The organism is Maritimibacter sp. (assembly GCF_016774595.1).
Taxonomy (GTDB): domain Bacteria; phylum Pseudomonadota; class Alphaproteobacteria; order Rhodobacterales; family Rhodobacteraceae; genus Maritimibacter; species Maritimibacter alkaliphilus.
In genome coordinates this window covers 1552573-1574726 of the sequence record NZ_JACBWT010000002.1, presented here as the reverse complement: position 1 = coordinate 1574726, position 22154 = coordinate 1552573, and the positions used below count along the sequence as shown (strand labels likewise).

25 protein-coding genes are annotated in these 22154 nt (G+C 64.2%); 13 read left to right on the top strand and 12 right to left on the bottom strand.

Annotated features, from left to right (window positions below; all coding sequences use genetic code 11):
* From HOY44_RS18920 to iscR, 8 genes are read right to left on the bottom strand one after another with little or no spacing between them, the layout of a single operon-like run.
* Positions 1-1215 (bottom strand): cysteine desulfurase, encoded by a 1215-nt coding sequence (locus HOY44_RS18920; RefSeq protein WP_287436895.1) that lies wholly within the window; start codon positions 1213-1215, stop codon positions 1-3.
* Positions 1208-1816 (bottom strand): Yip1 family protein, encoded by a 609-nt coding sequence (locus HOY44_RS18915; protein ID WP_138423232.1) that lies wholly within the window; start codon positions 1814-1816, stop codon positions 1208-1210. The genes HOY44_RS18920 and HOY44_RS18915 overlap by 8 nt, the downstream gene beginning before the upstream one ends.
* Positions 1813-2307 (bottom strand): YIP1 family protein, encoded by a 495-nt coding sequence (locus HOY44_RS18910; protein ID WP_287436892.1) that lies wholly within the window; start codon positions 2305-2307, stop codon positions 1813-1815. The genes HOY44_RS18915 and HOY44_RS18910 overlap by 4 nt, the downstream gene beginning before the upstream one ends.
* 2 nt (positions 2308-2309) lie before the next feature.
* A complete protein-coding gene (gene sufD, locus HOY44_RS18905; protein ID WP_287436890.1) occupies positions 2310-3614 on the bottom strand; it encodes a Fe-S cluster assembly protein SufD in 1305 nt (434 codons plus the stop codon).
* On the bottom strand, positions 3614-4366 hold the full coding sequence (gene sufC, locus HOY44_RS18900; RefSeq protein WP_138423235.1) for a Fe-S cluster assembly ATPase SufC: 753 nt from the start codon (positions 4364-4366) through the stop codon (positions 3614-3616). Before sufC ends, sufD begins: the two co-directional genes overlap by 1 nt.
* A gap of 31 nt (positions 4367-4397) precedes the next feature.
* On the bottom strand, positions 4398-5930 hold the full coding sequence (gene sufB, locus HOY44_RS18895) for a Fe-S cluster assembly protein SufB (protein ID WP_138423236.1): 1533 nt from the start codon (positions 5928-5930) through the stop codon (positions 4398-4400).
* Between the two features lie 9 nt (positions 5931-5939).
* Positions 5940-6986 (bottom strand): cysteine desulfurase family protein, encoded by a 1047-nt coding sequence (locus HOY44_RS18890; RefSeq protein ID WP_287436887.1) that lies wholly within the window; start codon positions 6984-6986, stop codon positions 5940-5942.
* 44 nt (positions 6987-7030) lie between these two features.
* Entirely contained in the window at positions 7031-7492 is a 462-nt protein-coding gene (gene iscR / locus HOY44_RS18885; protein WP_040884385.1) for a Fe-S cluster assembly transcriptional regulator IscR, read from the bottom strand.
* 146 nt (positions 7493-7638) lie between these two features.
* On the opposite strand from iscR, the gene HOY44_RS18880 reads away from it, so the two are divergent.
* The 3 genes from HOY44_RS18880 to HOY44_RS18870 are packed head-to-tail and all read left to right on the top strand — an operon-like array spanning position 7639 to position 9219.
* Positions 7639-8292 (top strand): alpha/beta hydrolase, encoded by a 654-nt coding sequence (locus HOY44_RS18880; RefSeq protein ID WP_008328908.1) that lies wholly within the window; start codon positions 7639-7641, stop codon positions 8290-8292.
* A gap of 9 nt (positions 8293-8301) precedes the next feature.
* A complete protein-coding gene (locus HOY44_RS18875; RefSeq protein ID WP_008328909.1) occupies positions 8302-8517 on the top strand; it encodes a hypothetical protein in 216 nt (71 codons plus the stop codon).
* A gap of 6 nt (positions 8518-8523) precedes the next feature.
* Positions 8524-9219: a VIT1/CCC1 transporter family protein gene (locus HOY44_RS18870; RefSeq protein ID WP_287436884.1), complete on the top strand. Its 696-nt coding sequence runs from the start codon at positions 8524-8526 to the stop codon at positions 9217-9219.
* Positions 9220-9336: 117 nt separating this feature from the next.
* On the opposite strand, the gene HOY44_RS18865 is transcribed toward HOY44_RS18870, so the two are convergent.
* Together HOY44_RS18865 and ctaA are read right to left on the bottom strand one after the other, a co-directional pair.
* Entirely contained in the window at positions 9337-10818 is a 1482-nt protein-coding gene (locus HOY44_RS18865; RefSeq protein WP_287436881.1) for a carboxypeptidase M32, read from the bottom strand.
* Positions 10819-10822: 4 nt separating this feature from the next.
* A complete protein-coding gene (ctaA, locus tag HOY44_RS18860) occupies positions 10823-11968 on the bottom strand; it encodes a heme A synthase (protein ID WP_287436879.1) in 1146 nt (381 codons plus the stop codon).
* A gap of 194 nt (positions 11969-12162) precedes the next feature.
* On the opposite strand from ctaA, the gene gyrA reads away from it, so the two are divergent.
* The 9 genes from gyrA (at position 12163) to HOY44_RS18815 (ending at position 20874) form a co-directional block, all read left to right on the top strand.
* Positions 12163-14916, top strand: a complete 2754-nt coding sequence (gene gyrA / locus HOY44_RS18855; RefSeq protein ID WP_287436877.1) for a DNA gyrase subunit A — start codon at positions 12163-12165, stop codon at positions 14914-14916.
* Positions 14917-14934: 18 nt separating this feature from the next.
* Positions 14935-16344: a GMC oxidoreductase gene (locus tag HOY44_RS18850; protein WP_287436875.1), complete on the top strand. Its 1410-nt coding sequence runs from the start codon at positions 14935-14937 to the stop codon at positions 16342-16344.
* Complete coding sequence (locus HOY44_RS18845; protein WP_287436873.1) at positions 16341-16727, top strand: hypothetical protein; 387 nt, start codon at positions 16341-16343, stop codon at positions 16725-16727. The genes HOY44_RS18850 and HOY44_RS18845 overlap by 4 nt, the downstream gene beginning before the upstream one ends.
* A 132-nt stretch (positions 16728-16859) precedes the next feature.
* Positions 16860-17018: a hypothetical protein gene (locus HOY44_RS18840; protein ID WP_287436871.1), complete on the top strand. Its 159-nt coding sequence runs from the start codon at positions 16860-16862 to the stop codon at positions 17016-17018.
* Between the two features lie 82 nt (positions 17019-17100).
* Positions 17101-18453, top strand: coding sequence for a methylenetetrahydrofolate--tRNA-(uracil(54)-C(5))-methyltransferase (FADH(2)-oxidizing) TrmFO (gene trmFO / locus HOY44_RS18835; RefSeq protein ID WP_287436869.1), 1353 nt, complete (start codon positions 17101-17103; stop codon positions 18451-18453).
* Positions 18450-18665, top strand: coding sequence for a hypothetical protein (locus HOY44_RS18830; RefSeq protein ID WP_008328918.1), 216 nt, complete (start codon positions 18450-18452; stop codon positions 18663-18665). Before trmFO ends, HOY44_RS18830 begins: the two co-directional genes overlap by 4 nt.
* Before the next feature lie 44 nt (positions 18666-18709).
* Entirely contained in the window at positions 18710-19315 is a 606-nt protein-coding gene (locus HOY44_RS18825; protein WP_287436866.1) for a class I SAM-dependent DNA methyltransferase, read from the top strand.
* Positions 19316-20140: a tRNA glutamyl-Q(34) synthetase GluQRS gene (gluQRS, locus tag HOY44_RS18820; RefSeq protein ID WP_287436864.1), complete on the top strand. Its 825-nt coding sequence runs from the start codon at positions 19316-19318 to the stop codon at positions 20138-20140. It abuts the gene before it with no gap.
* A 77-nt stretch (positions 20141-20217) separates the two neighbouring features.
* Positions 20218-20874: a hypothetical protein gene (locus HOY44_RS18815; protein ID WP_287436862.1), complete on the top strand. Its 657-nt coding sequence runs from the start codon at positions 20218-20220 to the stop codon at positions 20872-20874.
* Between the two features lie 4 nt (positions 20875-20878).
* Here the strand turns inward: HOY44_RS18815 and hisI are convergent, their stop codons facing one another.
* The gene (gene hisI, locus HOY44_RS18810) at positions 20879-21238 is read right to left on the bottom strand and encodes a phosphoribosyl-AMP cyclohydrolase (RefSeq protein ID WP_287436860.1); all 360 of its coding nucleotides are present in this window, start codon (positions 21236-21238) and stop codon (positions 20879-20881) included.
* Between the two features lie 75 nt (positions 21239-21313).
* Between hisI and HOY44_RS18805 the strand changes: the two genes are divergently transcribed.
* Positions 21314-21757 (top strand): iron-sulfur cluster assembly scaffold protein, encoded by a 444-nt coding sequence (locus HOY44_RS18805; RefSeq protein ID WP_287436858.1) that lies wholly within the window; start codon positions 21314-21316, stop codon positions 21755-21757.
* A gap of 175 nt (positions 21758-21932) precedes the next feature.
* Here the strand turns inward: HOY44_RS18805 and HOY44_RS18800 are convergent, their stop codons facing one another.
* Entirely contained in the window at positions 21933-22055 is a 123-nt protein-coding gene (locus HOY44_RS18800; RefSeq protein WP_008328924.1) for a hypothetical protein, read from the bottom strand.
* Between the last annotated feature and the right edge of the window lie 99 nt (positions 22056-22154).

Below are 22154 nucleotides of genomic sequence, written 5' to 3'. Positions count from 1 at the left end.
TCAGCCAAAGAGCCGGTGACACAACTCCAGCCCTTCGACGAGCCGGTCGACTTCTTCCGTCGTGTTGTACATGCCGAAGCTCGCGCGCGCCGTGGCGGGCACGCCGAGGTGATCCATCAGCGGTTGGGCGCAATGGTGCCCGGCGCGGATCGCGATCCCTTTCTTGTCGAGGATCGTGGACAGGTCATGCGCATGTGCCCCGCCTTCGACCGTCAGCGAAAAGATCGCGGCCTTGCCCGGCGCCTTGCCCTGCACGTTAAGCCAGTTGAGCCCCTCGAACCGCTCGGCGGCATATTTCGCAAGCGATGCTTCGTGGGCCGCGATATTCTCCATACCGACGCCCATCATGTATTCCAGCGCGGCACCCAGCCCGATGGTCTGGACGATCCCCGGCGTGCCCGCCTCGAACTTCATCGGCGGATCGTTGTAGCTGACGGTCTCGCGCGTCACCTCGCGGATCATGTCGCCGCCGCCCATGAAGGGCCGCATCTCGTCCATCCGCTCACGCTTGACGAAGATCGCGCCCGAGCCGGAGGGACCGTAAAGCTTGTGGCCGGTGATGGCGTAGAAATCGACGCCAAGATCCGCGACATCCACCGGCATGTGCACCGCGCCCTGTGAGCCGTCCACCAGCACAGGCACGGCCCCCGCACCGGCCTTGATCGCCTTCACGTCGACGATGGAGCCGAGGACGTTGGAGCATTGCGTCACCGCGATCAGCTTGGTCCGCTCGGTCACGGCGGCGAGCACCTTGTCCGCCGGGATCGACCCGTCCGCGTCGGGTTCGACCCAGACGAGCCTGACCCCCTGCCGTTCGCGCAGGAAATGCCACGGGACGATGTTGGCGTGATGCTCGGCCACGGTCAGGACGATCTCGTCGCCCTCGGCCATGCGCGGCGCGGCCCAGCCATAGGCGACCATGTTGATGCCCTCGGTCGTGCCGGAGTTGAACACGATCTCATCCTCGGACGGCGCGTTCAGAAAGCGGGCGACGATGCCGCGCACCGCTTCGTATTTCTCGGTGGCGAGGTTCGACAGATAATGCAGACCGCGATGGACGTTGGAGTATTCCTCGGCATAGCCGCGCGTCACCGCGTCGATCACCACCTGCGGCTTCTGGGCCGAAGCCCCGTTGTCGAGATAGGTCAGCGGCTGGCCGTTTACCTCACGCGCGAGAATCGGGAAATCCGCGCGGATCTTGTTCACATCATACATTACCAAGCTCTCCCGAGGTCATGGCCGCGCCGACCCCGAGGATCGCAAGGATGATCGACAGGATCGCGACGGCGATGAAACTGGTCAGAAGGATCGTCAGGAACACGCGCAGGGCCGACGCAAAACCGTGCAGTTCCGCGATGAAATGGCTCAGGATCCAGAACCCGGTGAAGCCACCGAAGAGCCACAGCAGCGCGGCGAGCGACGGGGCGAACAGGCTTAGGACCAGAACGACGGTCTGAACGATCAGGAGCACGAAGTTCAGCCAGGCGACCGTGACGATCCCGTCCTCGAACCGGCCCGTTCCGCCCGCCGACCGGCCCAGCCAATAGATCAGAAAGACCGTGATGACGGCGATCGACGCCTCGGCCATCGCGACGATCAGCGGCATCGCGAAAATCGTGCCTTCGAGTTCCGGCGCGGGCGGGAACAGGACCGACGACCCGACGCCCAGAATGGCGCCGATCACCATAAGAAGGATCAGGATCTGCCAAAGCGTCGCCCGGTCGAGGTTCAGCGCGAACAGCTCCCGCGCGATCTTGCGCGGCTCCGGGATGGACTGCATCGCCATACCGAGAAGGTATCCCGGCTCGAACCTCACGCAACCGCCCCCACACCCGCCTCGGCGCTGACGAGGTTGACGATCCAGTGGATCAGGAAGGCCGCAAGCGCGATGGCACCTACGATGCTTTCTTCGACGCCCGGTCCGATGAACCCGGTGACGAGGCCCCAGAGAAGCCACAGGGGGCTGGCCACGAGCAGTGCCCAGAACAGTGCGAAGCGGGCTGCGAACCACGTGCCCTGCCCGCCCACGACCTTCGCGATCAGGTGGCTGATCGCAGCGATGCCATAGGCGGCGAGCGGCATGATGAAGAGCCAGGCGAACATCGCGCCGCCCAGAAGCGGGTTCAATTCCTGCCCGGTTTCGATCGAGACACGCTGAAGCCGCGGGGCTTGGGCCACGAAAACCAGAACGCAGGCGACCATCAGCACGGCCAGCGCACGATCTTCGCGCACCGTATCGCCGAGGCGGCGCAGAAACACCGCGCGCGGCGCACGATAGGCGCGGATCACGTCACGCACGACCGACATGCTTATCCCCGCCTGCGCAGCAGCCAGCTTTCCAGCCGCTCGGTGATTTCCTCGCGGAAGCTCTCGTCCTCGATCTCTTCGATGGCTTCGGCCACGAAGGCGATGACGAGCAGGTCCATCGCGGTGCCTTTGTCGACGCCGCGCGCGCGCAGGTAGAACAGCATGTCCTCGTCGATGGCACCGGAGGTCGAGCCGTGGGAACAGGCCACGTCGTCGGCGTAGATCTCAAGCTCGGGTTTGGCGAGGAACTGCGCTTCGTCATCCAGAAGCAGCGACTGCGACTTCTGGTATCCGTCGGTCTTCTGCGCCCCGCGCTTGACGAGAATCTTGCCCTGAAACGCGCCCACGGCGCCCTTCTGGAGCACCTTCTTGAACACCTGACGGCTTTCGCAGTTTTCCGCATCATGCGTGATGAAAACCGTGTCGTCGTGGTGGAAGTCACCGTGACCGAGCGCCGCACCGGCAATATGGGCCGAGGCATTGGCGCCCTTCATCTCGATGAAGCACTCGTTGCGCGTGAGGCGACCGTTGGCCGTCAGCGTGAAGCTTTTGAACAGGCTCTCGGCCCCCTGACGCACGAACATGCCGGTCACGGCCTGACGTTCGTGGTCACGCCCCTGCGCCCGGATATGGTGGAACCGCGCACCGTCCGCGATCTCCACCTCGAGGCACTTGTTGAACCGCGCCGCAGCCGGGCCGTTTTCAAGCAGGGTAAGCTCGGCGCCGGGCTCCAGCTTTACCACGTTGTGCAGGATCGCGTCGGAACAATCGTCTTCGTGCTTGTAGATGAGCGAGATGGGCTTTGCGGCCTTCCCGGTTACCCGGATCAGCACGCCGTCCGTCGCGAAGGCGGTGTTGAGCGCGGCGAGCGGGCGTTCCACCGGGGTCTGGCTCGCCAGTTCGACCGTGCCGAAAACGCCCTTTGCCCAGTGGATGTCGGCCTTTGCGGCCTCGGCCAGCCTGTCGATCTCGACCCCGGCGAGGGACAGGTCATCGGATTGCGCGGCGTCGAACACGCCGTCCACGAACACGATCTTGAGGCGGTCGACCTCACCGAAAACCGGCATCTCGTCGCCGTGATCGAACACGGCGGCGGGTGCGGGTTTGGGTGCGTTGAGAAGATCGGGCTTGGTGAAGCGCCAGTATTCGTCGCGCGGCGCGGGCAGGCCCATCGCCTCCAACCGGCCAAGCGCGGCTTTGCGGGCCTCGGTGATCCACGCGCCGCCTTCGGGCAGCGTCAGCGCGCCCAGCCGTTCGGCCAGCGCGTCGCGCTTGCGCGCGAGCAGCTTTTCCTTCGCGACCGCCATTACGCGGACTCCATCAGATCGGCATAACCGTTCTTCTCGACTTCGAGCGCCAGTTCCGGGCCGCCCGACTTCACGATCTTGCCGCCCGCCATGATGTGCACGACATCCGGCACGATATGGTCGAGCAGGCGCTGATAGTGCGTGATGACGAGGAAGGCGCGGTTCGGGTCGCGCAGGGCGTTCACCCCGTCCGACACCAGTTTCATGGCGTCGACGTCCAGCCCGGAGTCGGTCTCGTCCAGAATGCACATCTTCGGCTCCAGCATCGCCATCTGGAGGATCTCGTTGCGTTTCTTTTCGCCGCCCGAGAAGCCCACGTTGACGGGGCGCTTGAGCATATCGGCGTCGATCTTGAGGTCTTTGGCCTTGGCCCGGATCACCTTAAGGAATTCGGCCGCCGACATTTCCTCTTCCCCGCGCGCCTTGCGCTGTGCGTTCACGGCGGTGCGCAGGAAGGTCATGTTGCCGACGCCGGGGATTTCCACCGGATACTGGAAGGCCAGGAACAGGCCAGCGGCGGCGCGTTCTTCGGCCTCGAGGTCGAGCAGGTCGTTGCCTTCGAGCGTGGCGGATCCGTCCGTCACCTCATACCCATCCTTGCCGGACAGCACGTAGGACAGCGTGGATTTGCCCGAGCCGTTCGGCCCCATGATCGCGTGGACTTCGCCAGCGGGCACTTCGAGGGACAGACCCTTGAGGATCTGCTTGTCCTCTTCTTCCAGTTTGACATGCAGGTTTTCGATCTTCAGCATTTTCGTATTCCTTGTCTGGGCGCGTCCGGGCTTAGCCGACGCTGCCTTCCAGCGAGATGGCGACCAGTTGCTGGGCTTCCATCGCGAATTCCATCGGCAGGGCTTGCAGAACTTCCTTGGCGAACCCGTTGACGATCAGGGCGACCGCCTCTTCCTCGTCCATGCCGCGCTGGCGGCAGTAGAACATCTGATCGTCGTCCACCTTGGATGTCGTCGCCTCGTGCTCGACGCGCGAGGACGGGTTCTTGACCTCGATGTAAGGCACCGTGTGCGCGCCGCACTGGTCGCCGATCAGAAGGCTGTCGCACTGGGTGTAGTTGCGGCTGTTCGTGGCCTTGGGGTGCATCGACACGAGCCCGCGATAGGTGTTGTTCGACTTGCCCGCCGAAATGCCCTTGGACACGATGCGCGAACGCGTGTTCTTGCCCAGATGGGTCATCTTGGTGCCGGTGTCGGCCTGCTGCATGTTGTTGGTGATGGCGATCGAGTAGAATTCACCCTGACTTTCATCGCCGCGCAGCACGCAGGACGGGTATTTCCACGTCACCGCCGAGCCGGTTTCCACCTGCGTCCACATCACTTTGGAGCGGTCGCCTCGGCAATCGGCGCGTTTGGTCACGAAGTTGTAGATGCCGCCCTTGCCCTCTTCGTCGCCAGGGAACCAGTTCTGAACGGTCGAGTATTTCACTTCGGCATCGTCGAGGATGACGATTTCCACAACGGCGGCGTGAAGCTGCGCGGTGTCGCGCTGGGGCGCGGTGCAACCTTCGAGGTAGGAGACGTAAGCCTCCTTGTCCGCGATGATGAGCGTGCGCTCGAACTGGCCGGTGTTTTCCGCGTTGATGCGGAAGTAGGTGGACAGCTCCATCGGGCAGCGCACCCCCGGCGGGATGTAGACGAAGGAACCGTCGGAAAAGACCGCGCTGTTCAGCGTGGCATAGAAGTTGTCGGTCGGCGGAACCACCGACCCCAGATACTTTTTAACAAGCTCAGGATGTTCGCGGATCGCTTCCGAAATCGAGCAGAAGATGACCCCCGCCTGCTCGAGCTCCTTCTTGAACGTCGTGCCGACCGAGACGGAGTCGAACACGGCGTCCACAGCGACCTTGCGCTCGGAATTGTCGCCGTCCGCCGGAACCTCGCCCGCGCCTTCGACACCGGCAAGGATCATCTGTTCCTTCAGCGGAATCCCCAGCTTTTCATAGGTGGCGAGCAGCTTGGGATCGACCTCGTCCAGCGACTTGGGCTTCGTCTCCATGCTTTTCGGGCGGGCGTAGTAATACTGATCCTGAAAGTTGATCTCGGGATACTCGACCATCGCCCAGTCGGGCTCTTCCATCTGAAGCCAGCGGCGATAAGCCGACAGACGCCATTCGGTCATCCACTCCGGCTCGTCGTTCTTCTGGCTGATGAGCCGTACGATATCCTCGGTCAGCCCCTTGGGGGCGTATTCCATCTCGATATCGGTTTCCCAGCCGTATTTGTACTTGTCGCCAAGCGATTTGACGGCATCGACCGTTTCCTGTTCGACGCCTTCCTTGGCGACCATCGTGTCGTCGGCCATCTTCGCCTCTCAATCCCCGCGCCGGGCGCGGAATTTCTCGTATTCGCGGAGCCAAGCTTCGGCAAATGCCGAAACGTCCCCCTCTGTCGATTCCGGACCCAACGAGACGCGAAGGGCGCTTGCCGCCTGCGTGTCGTCGTATCCCATGGCGCGCAGAACCCGGCTGGCCCGGACCTTGCCCGAGGAGCACGCCGAACCCGCAGAAACTGCGAAACCAGCGAGGTCCATCACCATCACCTGAGTCTCCCCTTTCCAGCCCGGCGTGATGAAACAGGACGTGTTGGGGAGCCTGTTCGCGTCTTTCCCGACAAAAATAGTCTCTCTCGCGGATTCTGAAAGTCTTTTTTCTAGAATATTTCTAAGTTCAGCGACTTTCGTCCACACGCCGGCATCCAGATCGCGGGCGGCGGCCTCGGCAGCGGCGCCGAATCCGGCAATGCCGATGACGTTTTCGGTCCCGGAGCGCCGCCCCATTTCCTGACCACCCCCCTTGATCCGCGCGTCCACGTCCGATCCCCGTTTCATAATCAGCGCCCCGATCCCCTTGGGACCGCCGATCTTATGGGCTGATACGATGGCCATGTCCGCTCCGGACCAATTGAAGGCGAAGGGCAGCTTGCCGAACGCCTGCGTCGCGTCGGTCAGCGCAAGGCCCGCGGGCAAGGTCTGGACGATGCCGGTCTCGGAATTGGCGACCTGTAGGCTCGAATGCGCAGTGTCGGTGACCGTGACACCGCCATCGGCCGCCACGGCAAGGGACGTCTCGCACCACGCCGAAACCGCCTCATGCTCGATCTCGGCGCAGGCGATCCCCCGGTCGGCCAACGCGAGCGCGGCGGCCTCGGTCGCCGAGGACACGAACACGACATCCGCGCCGTCCGCACCAAGCGCGGTCGCGACCTGACGCCGCGCTTTTTCGATCAGGCCCTTCGCCGCGCGTCCCTCGGTGTGGACCGACGACGGGTTTCCGGCCACGTCCATCGCGGCGACCATCGCCGCGCGCGCCTCGGCCCTCAAGGGCGTGGTCGCATTGTAATCGAGATAGACCCGTGCCACCGGCGCCCCCTTCGCATCGTTGCAGGCGGGATGTAAGGCGGTCGCTAGTCCTCGTCCACCACTTCGAACAGGCTGGGCACCGCCGGACAGGGGGCAAGTTCGTTATGCACCACGTCCGACAGGCGCGTCTGGTGCAAAAACACATAGACATGGGCCGACAGCCCTTCCCACAGCCGATTGGTCATCGACTGGGCGCGCGTGCCCGACTTGCCGCCCGACGCCCCGGCCCCGGTGTGCATCGCGCTGACCGTTTCGTCCACGGCGGCAAGGATTTCGGCCACACGGATCTCCGACGACGGCCGCGCCAGCATATAGCCGCCACCGGGGCCGCGCACGCTTTCGACCAGTTCGGCCCGGCGCAGCTTGACGAACAACTGTTCGAGGTAGGGAAGCGAGATTTTCTGCCGTTCGCTCAGATCGGTCAGGGACATGCGTGTGCCTTCGGGCTGTAGCGCCAGCTCGGCGAGCGCGACCATGGCGTAACGTCCCTTTGTGGAAAGCTTCATGTATCCCCCCGAAACATTGACGAAACCGCGCCTGCGCTTTACGTGACTTGAAACCCTGCGCCGCCGTCGCGCCGGAAACTCAATGCTTGTAATTTGCCCGGTCTAGCCAGTCAAGAAAACCGGGCACGAGGGAGAGACAGACCCATATGCCCGAGGTGATTTTTCCCGGCCCCGAAGGCCGGCTCGAAGGCCGCTACCACCCGCAGAAGGACCGCGACGCGCCCATCGCCATCGTGCTGCACCCGCACCCGCAGTTCGGCGGGACGATGAACAACAAGGTGGTCTACAACCTCCACTACACGTTCTTCAAAATGGGCTTCACGGTCCTCAGGTTCAATTTCCGCGGCGTGGGCCGCAGCCAGGGCGAATACGATCAGGGCGTGGGCGAATTGTCCGATGCCGCCTCGGCGCTCGACTACCTTCAGTCGATGAACCAGAACGCCAAGCATTGCTGGGTCGCGGGCTTTTCGTTCGGGGCATGGATCGGGATGCAGCTTCTGATGCGCCGGCCCGAGATCACGGGTTTCGTCAGCGTCTCGCCGCCCGCGAATATGTACGACTTCTCGTTCCTCGCGCCCTGCCCGTCCTCGGGTCTCATCATCAACGGCACCGGCGACCGCGTGGCCCCGCCTGCCGATACGCATTCGCTGGTGGACAAGCTGCATGAGCAAAAGGGCATCACCATCACGCATACCGAGGTCGAGGGCGCCGGTCACTTCTACGAAGGCGACCACATGAACACGATGCTGGGCGCGGTCGACGAATACGTCCGCCGCCGCCTGACCGAGACCACGCGCTGAGGGAACGCCATGCAACTCATCGACGACGTCGCGGACCGGGTGGCCATCGAGGTGCTGAAACTCGTGGATGAAACCGGAAATCCCGACATCATCGAGGACGTGAAGAAGGTCATCGGCACCTCGTCCCAGACCTTGGAAGAGGCGTTCATGACCGCGATCCGCGTGCGCCGGGCCGAGGCGCGCGCGATGGAACTGCTCGCCTCCCTGCGCACCCAGAACGGTTAGGGGCCGGTGGCCGCGCCGACGCTGATACAGACGTTCCTGCGCCAGATCACCTATGGCGGCAACGACGGGATCATCACCACTTTCGCCATCGTGGCGGGCTTCGCCGGCGCCCAGGCCGAAGGGGTGGCCGAGGTCGGGGCGGTCGCGGTCCTAATCTTCGGTATGGCCAACCTGATCGCCGACGGGTTTTCGATGGGGCTGGGCGAATTCCTGTCGGACCGCTCGACACGGGCCCTGTGGCGCGGGCGTGCCGCCCGGATCGACCGCCAGTCGGCACGCGAAACCCAAACCGATCTCGCCGCCGCCCTCATGACCGAGGGGCTTTCGCCCGAGGCGGCCGCCCGCGCGGCCGAGGCCATCGCGACCTCGCCCGCCCTCGCCCGCGACATGACGCTGCGCTACCGCGACAATGCCGAAACGCCCCATGGCGCACCGCCCGCCCTGCGCGGCCTCGTCACCTTCGCGAGTTTTCTCGCCTTCGGCCTGATCCCGATCCTGCCGTTCTTCCTCGCGCCCGACCACCCGTCGACGCCGTGGGTCTCTGCCGCCGCCACGCTGCTCGCTCTCGCCCTTCTGGGCCTCCTCAGATGGCGCGCCACCCGTGAAAGCGCCGCGCGCGCCGTCGGCGAAACCCTGATCCTCGGCGCACTCTGCGCGGCACTGGCCTTTGGCGCAGGCAACATCGTCGCGGGCCTCGGCTGACGCGCACCTCTTCTCTGTTTCAGAAATACTTCGGGAGGTCCGGAGGGCTGGCCCTCCGGACGCGCCGCAGGCGCGTAGCCACCGCGACGCGCTAATGCGCGGCGCAACATCAGGCGCTCACAACCGGTAGACCTCCGCGAACTTCGCTTCGAGATACTCGAGCAACGGCGCCTCGCTCGGCTCTTCCCCGCCACAGGCCCGCGTCACCACCTCGCGCGGCTCGAAAAGCCCTCCGTGGCGTTGCAGGTTGTCGGCAAGCCACTTCGTCGCCTCGGCCGGTTCGCCTTTCGCCAGATGGCTGTCCACCTCCGGCACCTGCGCGCGCAGCGCCTTCATCAGACAGCCCGCATAGACGTTGCCCAGCGAATAGGTCGGGAAATAGCCGAACAGACCCACCGACCAGTGCAAGTCCTGAAGGCAGCCGTTCGACGGCTTGTCGACCTTCACACCGAAATCCTTTTCGAACCGGGTGTTCCATGCCTCTTCCAAATCGCGCACGGCGAGTTTGCCCGCGATCAGGTCGCGTTCCAGATCGAAGCGCAGAAGGACGTGCAGGTTATACTGCACCTCGTCCGACTCGGTGCGGATGAAGCCCGGCGTCACCCGGTTCACCGCGCCGTAGAACGCATCCGCATCCTTGGTCGACAGCGGGCCGAACACGTCCTTCATCCGGGCGAACAGCCATTCGGTGAAGGCGCGCGAGCGGCCCATCTGGTTCTCGTAGATGCGGCTCTGGCTTTCGTGCACGCCCATCGACACACCCGCGCCCAGAGGCGTCAGCAGGTAGTCCCGGTCGATGTGCTGCTCGTAACAGGCATGGCCGACCTCGTGCACCGTCGAATAGATCGAACCAAAGGGGTCGGTCGCACTGGTGCGCGTGGTGATGCGCACGTCAAGACCGGAGCCGGACGAGAACGGATGCACCGCCTTGTCGATCCGCCCATGCGCCATGTCGTAGCCGAACGCCTTGGCGATTTCGCGGGTGAGCTTCATCTGCGCCTGTTCGTCGAACGTGCCTGTGAGCTGCGCGGGTTGGTGATCGGCCCCCATGACCCGGTCGCGCAGGTCCACCAGCCTCGGGCGCAGCGCGTCGAACATGGCCTCGAGCTCGGCGGCCGTCGCGCCCGGCTCGTAATCGTCGAGCAGGGCGTCGTAGGGATCGCCGCCGATCGCGAGCGCCTCGGCCTCGTGCCGTTTCAGCTCCACCACTTTCTCAAGCACAGGGGCGAAGGCCTTGAAATCGTTCTCGGCCCGCGCGTCGGCCCAGATGCGCTGAGACGACGACGTGACGCGCGCGATCTCGCCCGCCAGTTTGACGGGCACCCGGCTGGTGCGGTCGAAACGACGCTGGATGTGCCGCACATTGGCCTGCGCCACGGGGCCCAGGGACGCGGCGTCGATGGCCGTCAGCCAGTCGCCCACGCGCGGGTCGGTGCGCCGGGCGTGCAAGACGTGTTCCAGCGCCTCGCTTTCCTCGGCGCGTTGCGGCCCTGCGCCACGCGGCATGACCGTCTCCTGATCCCAGCCCAGACGGCCCGCGATCTGGCCAAGCGCCTGCGTCTGGCGCTCGAACTCCATCAATTCATCGTAGTGCGACACGCCATTACCCCCTTACGGATTGAGCCTTCGGATAGCCCGCACGGTAACGCGCGGTCAGGATGAGGGAGAAGGTCAGGATAGCCCCCGCCTGATGCATGATGGCGATGTGCAGCGGCGAGGCGTTGAGCACGGTCACGATGCCGATCACCATCTGGACGACGATCATGCCGGACGCCAGCATGAAGGCGTTGCGTGTCGATGGTGCCGCCGCCTTGCGGCCCCGGAAAAAGGCACCGATGGCGAACAGGACCAAGAGATAGCCAACGATCCGGTGCATGAACTGCACGAGGCCGGGGTTTTCGAAAAGGTTGCGCCAAACCGGTTCGATCGAAAAGGCGTCCGGCGGAAAGAACTGCCCCGCCATCATCGGCCAGTCGACGAAACTGCGCCCCGCGTCGATCCCGGCGACCAGTGCGCCCAGCAGGATTTGCAGGAAAGCCAGATGCATAAGGCCCGTGCCCATGCCGAACAGTGACTTTTCGCGCAGGCGTCGCGCCTGCATCACCTCGGCCTCGCTGCGCCCAAGCAGCAGAATGCACCACAGGATCAGCGCGAGAATGGCGAAGGCGAGCCCCAGATGGGTTGCGAGCCGATAGGAGGCGACCGAGGTCATTTCGCCCTGAAGGCCGGAATGCACCATCCACCAGCCTACGGCGCCCTGCACCCCGATCATCACGCCGATGGTAAGCAGACGCCCGTTCCAGCCACCCGGCACACGCTTGGTGAGCGCGAAGAACAGAAAGCCCGCGATCCAGACCAGACCGATGAACCGGCCAAGCTGACGGTGGCCCCATTCCCACCAATAGATCGACTTGAACTCCGACAGGCTCATGCCTTCGTTCATCAACCTATACTGCGGAGATTGCTGGTATTTCTCGAATTCCGAGGCCCAGACTTCGGCGCTCGTCGGGGGCAGCGAGCCACCCACGAGGTTCCATTCGGTGATCGACAGACCGCTGTCGGTCAGGCGCGTCATCCCACCCACCAGAACCATGACGGTGATAAGGGCGAAAAGCGCGATCAGCCAAGCCCGGATGCCGCGCCGGGCCCCGCGCCCGCCACCACGTTCGATCATGCCCGTCTGGGCGGTCTGGCGCGTCGGCGTATCCTGTCCGACCTCTTCGAAAATGCTGCGACCTGGTTGAGCCATCGGCGTCCTCATGTCTTGTTTCGCGGGACTATCGGGGAAGCCCCCGAAAATGCCAAGCCGGAATGCCGGTTTTAAGGGCGACTTTTGGACGCTTCCGATTGCACCCCATAGCTGGTTGTTGGTATAGAGAACGAAACAAAATGTGGTGAACACATCACAGGCGGAAGACCCATAACAAACGAACGGCGGACGACTTGAACGACACCCCGGAACCCCCTGAAAACGGTGGCGAATTGCCGCCCGAACGACCCACCCATTCCGGCCCCTCGATCACGATCGAGCAAGAGATGCGGAATTCCTACCTCGATTACGCGATGAGCGTGATCGTGAGCCGGGCGATTCCGGATCTGCGCGACGGGCTGAAACCGGTGCACCGGCGCATCCTTTACGCGATGCACGAGGTGGGCAACACGCACGACAAGCCCTACCGCAAATCGTCGCGCCCCGTGGCCGACACGATGGGCCAGTATCACCCGCATGGCGACGCCGCGATCTATGACGCGCTCGCCCGGATGACGCAGGATTTCTCGATGTCGCTGCCGCTCCTCGACGGTCAGGGCAACTTCGGCTCGATGGACGGGGATAAGCCCGCGGCCTTCCGTTACACCGAGGTTCGGATGGAGAAGGCGGCGCAGGCGCTGCTGGAAGACATCGACAAGGACACGGTCGATTTTCAGGACAACTACGACGGCAAGCAGCGCGAGCCGATGGTGCTCCCGGCCCGGTTCCCCAACATGCTGGTCAACGGCGCGGGCGGCATCGCGGTCGGCATGGCCACGAACATTCCGCCGCATAACCTTGGCGAAGTTGTCGATGCGACGCTCGCCATGATCGAAGAGCCGGACATCTCGGACGAACGGCTGATGGAGATCATCCCCGGCCCCGACTTCCCGACCGGCGGCGTGATCCTTGGCCGTTCCGGTGCGCGCAAGGCGTATCTCGAGGGGCGCGGCAGCGTGATCTTGCGCGCCAAGACCCGCGTCGAAGAAATCCGCAAGGACCGCTACGCCATCGTCGTCGACGAAGTGCCGTTTCAGGTGAACAAGGCGATGATGATCGAGAAGATCGCGGACCTCGTGCGCGACAAGAAGCTCGAAGGCATCGCCGCCATTCAGGACGAAAGTGACCGTCTGGGCGTGCGGGTGGTCATCGAACTCAAACGCGATGCGACGCCCGAAGTGGTGCTGAACCAGCTTTTCCGCTTCACCCAGCTTCAGACCAGCTTCGGCTGCAACATGCTGGCCCTGAACGGCGGCAAGCCCGAGCAACTGACGCTGCGCGATTTCCTGCGTCATTTCATCACCTTCCGCGAAGAAGTCGTGGCGCGGCGAACCGCGTTCCTGTTGCGCAAAGCGCGCGACCGCTCGCACATCCTGTGTGGTCTGGCCGTCGCCGTGTCGAACGTGGACGAGGTGGTCGCGACCATCCGCGCCTCCGCCGATGCCGCCGAAGCGCGTGAAAAGCTGATGACGCGCCGCTGGCCCGCCGAAGACATCGCGGATTACATCCGTCTGGTGGACGATCCGACCCACACGATGAACGACGACGGGACATACAATCTGTCGGAAACGCAGGCGCGCGCGATCCTCGAACTGCGGCTCCAGCGCCTGACCCAGATCGGGGTCAAGGAAGTCACGGACGAGTTGCAGGAACTGGCGGGCAAGATCCGCGAATACCTCGACATCCTGCGCTCGCGCGACCGGATCATGGCGATCATCTCGGACGAGTTGACGGCAGTGAAGGACGAATTCGCCGTGCCGCGCCGCTCCGAGATCGTCGAGTGGTCCGGCGACATGGACGACGAAGACCTGATCGAGCGTGAAGATATGGTGGTCACCATCACCCAGTCCGGCTGGGCCAAGCGCACGCCGCTGGCCGAATACCGCGAACAGAAACGCGGCGGTAAGGGCCTGTCAGGCATGGCGACCAAGGACGAGGACGTCATCACGACGCTTTTCGTCGCCAACACCCACACGCAGCTTCTGTTCTTCACCACCGACGGGATGGCCTACAAGCTCAAAACATGGCGTCTGCCGCTGGGCGGCCGCACCTCACGCGGGAAGGCTATCGTGAACATCCTGCCGATCCCCACGGGCGTCGGCATCGCCGCGATCATGCCGGTGGACCGGGACGAGGCCGATTGGGACGACCTTCAGATCGTCTTCGCAACGTCGAAGGGCTCGGTGCGCCGCAACCGTCTGTCGGATTTCACCAACGTCATGCGCAACGGCAAGATCGCGATGAAGTTCGAGGGTGAGGATGAGAACACCCGCCTCATCAACGCGCGCATCTGCGATGAGAACGACGACGTGATGCTGGTGACCAACAAGGGGCGCGCGATCCGCTTCCCGGTGCCGGACGTGCGCGTGTTCAACTCGCGCAATTCGACCGGCGTGCGGGGCATCCGCCTCCTCGGCAAGGATGACGAGGTCGTGTCGATGTCGGTGATCCGCCATTTCGACGCCACGTCCGAAGAGCGCACCGCCTATCTCAAGATGCGCCGCCAGATGGCCGGCGCGGACGAGACGGACGACAGCGACGACGAGGAAGAGGCCGTCGAAGGCGCGATCACGCAGGAGCGGTTCGAGGAAATGCAGGCCGCCGAAGAGCTGATCCTGACCATCACCGAAAAGGGTCTGGGCAAGCTGTCGTCCAGCCACGACTACCCCGTGCGCGGACGTGGCGGTCAGGGCGTCACCGCCTTTACCAAGGCGATGCCCGGCGGCGATCTGGTCGCCTGTTTCCCGGTCGGGATGGAGGATCAGGTGATGCTCGCCACCTCCAAGGGCCAGTCGATCCGCTGCCCGGTCAATGGTATCTCGTTCCGCTCGCGCGGCGCGGGTGGCGTGAAGGTGTTCAACACCGGCAAGGGCGAAAGCGTCGTGTCGGTGGCCTGGATCGCGGAATCGGCAGACGAGGACGAGGCCGAGGAGGCGACGGATGCATAAGGGCGTGCGGCGAACCTGATGTTCCCGACGCTCACACGCACCGAGGCGCAGGCGCGCCAGTGGGATATGATCATCGCGGGGAGTTCCTTCTCCGCGATGTTCTTTTTGCAGGGTCTGCCGAAGGGGCTTTCGGTCCTCGTGATCGAAAAGGGTCGCCACATGACCCATGCCGAGCAGATCGCCAGCGGGTTTCGCAATCTCGAAGCCGTGCCGATGAACAATCGCTCGGGGCATGACAAGGAATGGGTGTTTCACAGCCTGCTGGGCGGCAACTCGAACTGCTGGTGGGCCTGCACCCCGCGTTTTCATCCCAGCGATTTCCGGATGCAGAGCCTTTACGGCGTGGGCGAGGATTGGCCGCTTACCTACGACGACCTCGCGCCCTTTTATCAGGAGGTCGAGGAAGCGATGGACGTGAACGGCGGCGGGTCGGACCACGTGCTGCCGCGCGACAAGCCGTTTCCCTACCCCGCGCATCTGCCGACCCGGTCCGACAAGGTGCTGCGGGCGCATTCGGACCTGTGGTGGGCGCAACCGACCGCACGGGCCAACGGCGGGCCGCGCGCGCAATGCTGCGCCAATGGGGTCTGCGACGAATGCCCGATCGACTCGAAATACTCGGTGCTGAACAGCTTCGACCGCCTCGCCTATGACGGCGCGTATCTGCTGACCGAAAACGAAGTGCGCGCGGCCCGGATCGAGGGCGGGCGCGCGACGGGCGTTCTGCTGCGTGACGCGGATGGTGAGGCCGAGATTTCAGGCAGCGCCGTGGCGCTTGGCACGAATGCGCTTTTCAACGCCGTGATCCTGCTGCGCTCGGGCGTGGATCACCCCAAACTCGGCGTCGGGATCAACGAACAGGTCGCGCAGAATGTGCTGATCGACGGGCCGGGGCTGGGCTATTTCGGCGGCACCTCGGTCACCGGGCATGGCTACCCGCTGTATGACGGGCCGCACCGCGCCAATCATTCGGGCGTGTTGATGGAGACCTACAACGCGCCGATGGAGCTGCGCCCGGACCCCGGCAGATGGACCGAGCGGCTGCGAATGAAGATCATCGCGGAAGATCTGCCCCGTGACGACAACCGGGTGGTGCTGGACGGCGACGATTACGTGATCGAATGGGCCGGGCATGACGCCTACGCCTGGGACGGGCTGGCGTGGGGGCTGGAGCGGATGCAGTCGATCCTGCCCGACGGGCTGGACTTCTGGGGCTGGACCGAGCCGGTCAAGACCGAGAAACATGCGATGGGAACGCATCGGTTCGGCACCGACCCGGCGCGGCACGTAGTGGACCCGGACCTGCGGGTGCATGGCGTTGCGGGGCTTTATGCGCTTGGGTCCGGCGTCTTTCCCACATCGAGCCTCGCCAACCCGACGCTCACCTTATCGGCGCTGGCGCTTCGAGCCGGGCGGGCGGTCACATGAAGCGGCGCGCCTTCATAGCCACCAGCGGCGCGGCGGCGCTTGTCGCAGCCACCCCGGCGCAGGCGCAACTGTTTCGGGGCCGGAAACTGGCCGCGATGGTCGAGACGTGCCGGGCACATCTGGCCAAGAGCTTTCCCGCCTCGGTCATGGCACAACCCGCGACGGATACCTTCCTCGCCGCCTATGCCGAACATGCGCTGGATCGTCCAGACCTGTTCCCCGAAGACGGTGCCTTCTTCCACTTCCTCACGTCCACCACCGTGATCGCCCATGTGGAAACCGGCGAAGAACTGTCCTTCGACGTGATTTTCGACCCGCATGACGCGCCTTGTTCGAACCATCTGGGCGCACTCTACGCACCGAATGGCGAACACGACGCCTAGCGTTTCCAGCCCGCGAACAGTCGCGGCAATTCACGTTCATTTCCCACAAATGCCGAACAATCACCCCGGCGCGTCCCCGATCCCGCCCCAATCGGATGGCCTATTGGGATCAACGCAAGAGGGACCGGACACATGGCCTATACCTATCGACGCATCGACCTAACCCGCCGCCCGACCGAGGCGCGCTTTCGCGATTTCCGGCCCACCGGACGCTATGCGCAGATCCTCGACCTGATCGGCTATGGCAATGGACCGAAAAGCCCGCAGGCCTCCGCCCTCGCCGCAAGTTAATTCAATACCGCCTCCTCAAGGTGCAAACTGGCCCGCGCAAGCGGGCCTTTTCTTTTGCGCACCGAGCGCCTAAATCGCGTCCATGTCCAAAACGCTTCATATCGTCGGCGGTGGCATGGCCGGGTCCGAGGCCGCGTGGCAGGCAGCCAACGCGGGGCTCGACGTGGTCATCCACGAAATGCGCCCCAAGGTCGAAACCTTCGCCCACCACACCGGCAAGCTGGCCGAGATGGTCTGTTCAAACTCGTTCCGTTCGGACGACAGCGAGCAGAACGCGGTCGGGCTCCTGCATTGGGAAATGCGGCAGGCGGATTCGCTGATCATGGCGGCGGCCGACAAGCACCGGCTGCCCGCAGGTGGTGCGCTTGCCGTGGACCGCGAACCGTTCTCGCAACACGTCACCGACACCCTGCGCGCCCTGCCGAACGTGACCGTGGTGGACGAGGAGATCACCGATCTGCCGGGCGAAGGCCACTGGCTGTTCACCACCGGGCCGCTCACCTCGCCCGCCTTGGGCGAAGCCATCGCGCGAGAGACGGGGGCGGATCGGCTTGCCTTTTTCGACGCCATGGCGCCCATCGTCTATGCCGAAAGCATCGACATGGACGTGGTCTGGGCGCAGTCGCGCTATGACAAGGGCGAGACCGAGGATGAGCGTAAAGCCTACCTCAACTGCCCGATGACCAAGGACCAGTACGAAGCCTTCATCGACGCGCTGCTGGCCGCCGACAAGACCGAGTTTCACGAGGGTGAGACGGCGGGTTATTTCGACGGCTGCCTGCCGATCGAGGTCATGGCCGAGCGGGGTCGTGAAACGCTGCGCCATGGGCCGATGAAACCCGTGGGCCTGACGAATGCGCACAAGCCCGAGGAAAAAGCCTATGCCGTGGTGCAGCTTCGCCGCGACAATGCGCTTGGCACGCTGTTCAACATGGTCGGCTTCCAGACCAAGATGAAATACGGCGCGCAGACCGAGGTGTTCAAGATGATCCCCGGTCTGGAGAACGCGAGTTTCGCGCGTCTGGGCGGCATCCACCGCAACACTTTCATGAACTCGCCCACGCTTCTGGACGACCAGATGCGCCTGCGCACCCGTCCGAACGTGCGCTTCGCAGGCCAGGTCACGGGAGTCGAGGGCTATGTGGAAAGCGCCGCGATGGGCCTTTTGGCCGCGCGGTTCGCCATTGCCGAACTCTCCGGCGACAGCCTTCCCCCGGTTCCGAATACCACCGCCATGGGTGCGCTCGTCACCCACATCACGGGTGGGGCCGAGGCCAAGACGTTCCAGCCGATGAACGTGAACTTCGGGCTGTTTCCGCCCGTGGACCTCAAGGGTGGGCGCAAGAACCGTCCTGCCCGCTACAAGGCCTATACCGACCGCGCCAAGGACGATTGGCGGAACTGGTTGGCGGGTTCGGCGGTTGAGACGGCATGAACTATCTACTCGCCATTCTGCTGCCGCCGCTGTCGATCCTTCTGACGGGTCGGCCGATCCTTGCCATCATCATCTTCCTGATCTGGGTGCCCGCGATCATCTTTTCGGGCGGGCTCACGCATCCGATGTTCATCATCCTCGCGTGGATCCTGATCTATCAGTCGGGTGAGGAGCGTCGCACGCGCCGGATCGAACGCGCGGCGGGCGAATAAGCCTCCGGGTGGACCTCCTGACGTGAGCGTCCTACGCTTGGGCCATGGCTGACAAGTTTCTCGACAAGGTCTACGACACGGACCCCGACCGCCTGACCGATCTGTATGACGACTGGGCGGGCGATTACGACGGTGAACTCATCGACAACGGATATGCGACGCCGGGGCGGCTGGCCCGTGCGCTCGCCTCGGTCGCCGAGGACAAGAGCGCACCGCTTCTGGACTTCGGATGCGGCACGGGGCTGGGCGGCGCGGCGCTGGCGGCTGTCGGGTTCCGCACGCTCGACGGCTGTGACGTGTCCGAAGGAATGCTTCAGGAAGCGCGGATGAAGGGCATTTACCGCAACCTCTGGCAGACCGACGAGTCCGGCCGCCTGCCCTTCAATCTGTCCGACTATCCTCTGGTCGCGGCGATCGGCGTGATCTCGACCGGGGCCGCACCTGCCGAGATGCTGCCCTATATCGCGCGGCTCATGTCGCCCGGCGCGCTGCTCGCCTTTTCCTACAACGATCATACGCTGGAGGACGCCGCCTATATGGATGCGCTCGACAGCGTGACGGAAACCGCGTCGATCCTTTTCGACGCGATGGGCGATCACATTCCCGGCCTCGGGTCCAAATCCCGTGTCTACGTGCTGGAGATCGGCTGAGTGCGCACCCGCTTTGCCCCGTCTCCGACGGGTCTGCTGCATCTGGGGCACGCGTTCTCTGCCCTGACCGTGTGGCAAGTCGCGGCGGATCTGGGCGGCACGGCGCTTCTTCGGATCGAAGACACCGACAGCACGCGCTGCCGGGCCGAATACGAAACGGCGATCTACGAAGACCTCGCATGGCTCGGGCTCGACTGGCCCGCGCCTGTGTGGCGGCAGTCCGAGCACCTCGCGGACTACGCGGCGACGCTTGAGCGGTTGGCCCTGCGTGGCCTGCTCTACCCCTGTTCCTGCTCCCGCAAAGAGATCGCCGAAGCCGGCGCGACGCCGGGGTGGGACGGGCTGGTCTATCCGGGCACCTGCCGCCAGCGCCCGATGTCGGAGGCACGACCGGGCGATGCGTTGCGCCTGAACTTGTCTGCTGCGCTCGAAGCGGCCGGCCCCTTGCCCGCCTTCACCGAAACCGGACCGCTCCACGCCGGGACGCATCGCCCCGATCCCGCCGCGCTCATCGCGCATGTCGGGGACCCGGTGCTTCGGCGCAAGGAAACCGGCGACCCGGCCTATCACCTCGCCTGTCCTCAGGACGACGCGGCACAGGGCATCACCCATGTCGTGCGCGGCGCGGACCTGTGGCACGCGACCTTTCTGCATGTGGTGATCCAGACGCTGATGGGCTGGCCCGTGCCCACCTATCACCACCACGACCTGATCCGCGACGAGGGTGGAGCGCGGCTTGCCAAGATCGCGCACAGCCGCGCCATCCGCGCCTATCGTGAGGACGGCCTGACGCCCGACGACCTGCGCGCGCGCGTCGGGTTCTGAACGCGCACTGGGAACATCGCGCCGGAGTCCTTGGTTTGTGACTGACAACACCGACCACAAGGAGTACGCCCCCCGCCATGTTCGACTGGCTGACCGAAAACATCGAAGTCGTCCAACTGATCGCGTCCGTGACCACCACGGTCGTCTGGATCGTCTACCTGAACATCTTCCTTCAGGGCTTCATCCAGCAACGCAGGTCCAGCCTGCTCATCAACCGCGGCGGTGGCGAAGACCTCGACAGCCGGTGCCTTGTCTCGAACATGGGGGCGCAGCCGATCTACCTGCTCGACGTTCTGGCGGCCACCGAGGGCAAGACCGCCCCGACGCTTGCGAGCGTGGTGGACCGAAAGGAACTGCGCGACGGGCAGAACGAGCGGCCCAGCGAAGTGACGGGACAGGGTCCGATCAACTGCGGCAACTACGTAGACATCGGCAGCTTTCGCGACGTGGTGGAACGGGCCGAATTCCACGGGCTGAAAGAGGTCGAGAACGACAGCAAGCGCCTGAAGCTGATCGTGGTCGCCGCGACCAATCAGGCCAAGCACATCGTCGCCGCGAGCCGGGAGTTCGACATCGAGGGGGATGGAGACGCCGTTGCGGTGCGCCCCCGTTCGGTCGAAGCCCGTCAGATCCGCGCACGCCGCAAACGAAAACGCCTTACGAAGCTCTTGGAGGAAATCCAGCGCAAGAGAAGCGGCGAAGCGGTGGAAAGCGCTGAGATCGACCGGCTGTGAGAGATCACGCTATCGGCGTCATCAACTCCACCTCTTCGCCGTCGCGAACGGCGGTGTAGAAGCATGACCGGCGGTTCGTGTGGCAAGCCGGGCCTTCCTGTTCGACCACGGCCAGCAGGCAGTCACGGTCGCAATCGACCCGCAGGTCCACCAGCTTTTGAACGTGGCCCGAGGATTCGCCCTTGATCCAGAACGCCTGCCGCGAGCGGCTCCAATAGGTCACCCGGCCCGTTTCCAGCGTCTTCGCGACCGCCTCCGCGTTCATCCATGCCATCATCAGCACTTCGCCGGTCCCGGCGGCCTGTGCGATGCAGGGGATCAAGCCCTTGTGATCGTAGACCAAGGTCTGAGGGTCGAAAGCCATGGCCGTTCCTTTCCAAACGCGTTTCGCTCGCCTATCTAGGGAAAACGCGACCAGACGGAAAGCCCCGGGGGAACAATGTCGGATTCGGATCTCATCAAGCTTTATTCCAAGCGCATCCTCGCGCTTGCCGCCGACATCCCGCATCTGGGCACGCTCGACGGCGCCCAAGGCACATCCAAGCAACGCTCGCCGCTCTGTGGTTCGACCGTGACCGCCACGCTCAAGATGCAAGACGGCAAAATCGCGGACTTCGCCCAGAACGTGAAGGCCTGTGCGCTCGGCCAAGCCTCGTCCTCGATCCTCGGCGCGCATGTGATCGGGCAGGATCGCGACACCATCGCCGCCGCCCGCGATGCGCTGGTGAAGATGTTGAAGGAAGACGGGCCGACCCCGCCCGCCCCGTTCGGCGAGCTGGAGGTTCTGCGCCCGGCGCGCGAATTCAAGAACCGCCACCCCTCGATCCTTCTGGCCTGGGAAGCGACGCTCGCCGCGATGGACGAGGCACAGGCCGCCGCCTGACTTATCCCTGAGCCCGGAAAAAAAATCGCCGCCTCCGGGAAGAGGCGGCGACAGTAAGCGGTGTGGGTCGGACCCGGGGAAAGAGGCAGTTCCGGGTGGGACAGGTGACGCTTGGGGGAGCGTCGGCATCAAGCTTGGGACAGGGATGCCGGACCCTTTTACCGCAGGCAGAAACTCAGAAAATCGCGGGCAGATGCAGCATGGCGATCAGACCGACCATGAGCGCGGCGCCTCCGGCCATATCCTGCCACAGCGTGGCGCGGGACCGGTTCAGGACTTGACGGATATCCTTGATCATGGCGGCTCTCCTGCTCTGTCGTGTTCGATTTGTGTTCTTCGTTAACACTTTGTTCTCATATTCGTTCACGTTCTGTAAAGAACTTTTTGAGAACATCTG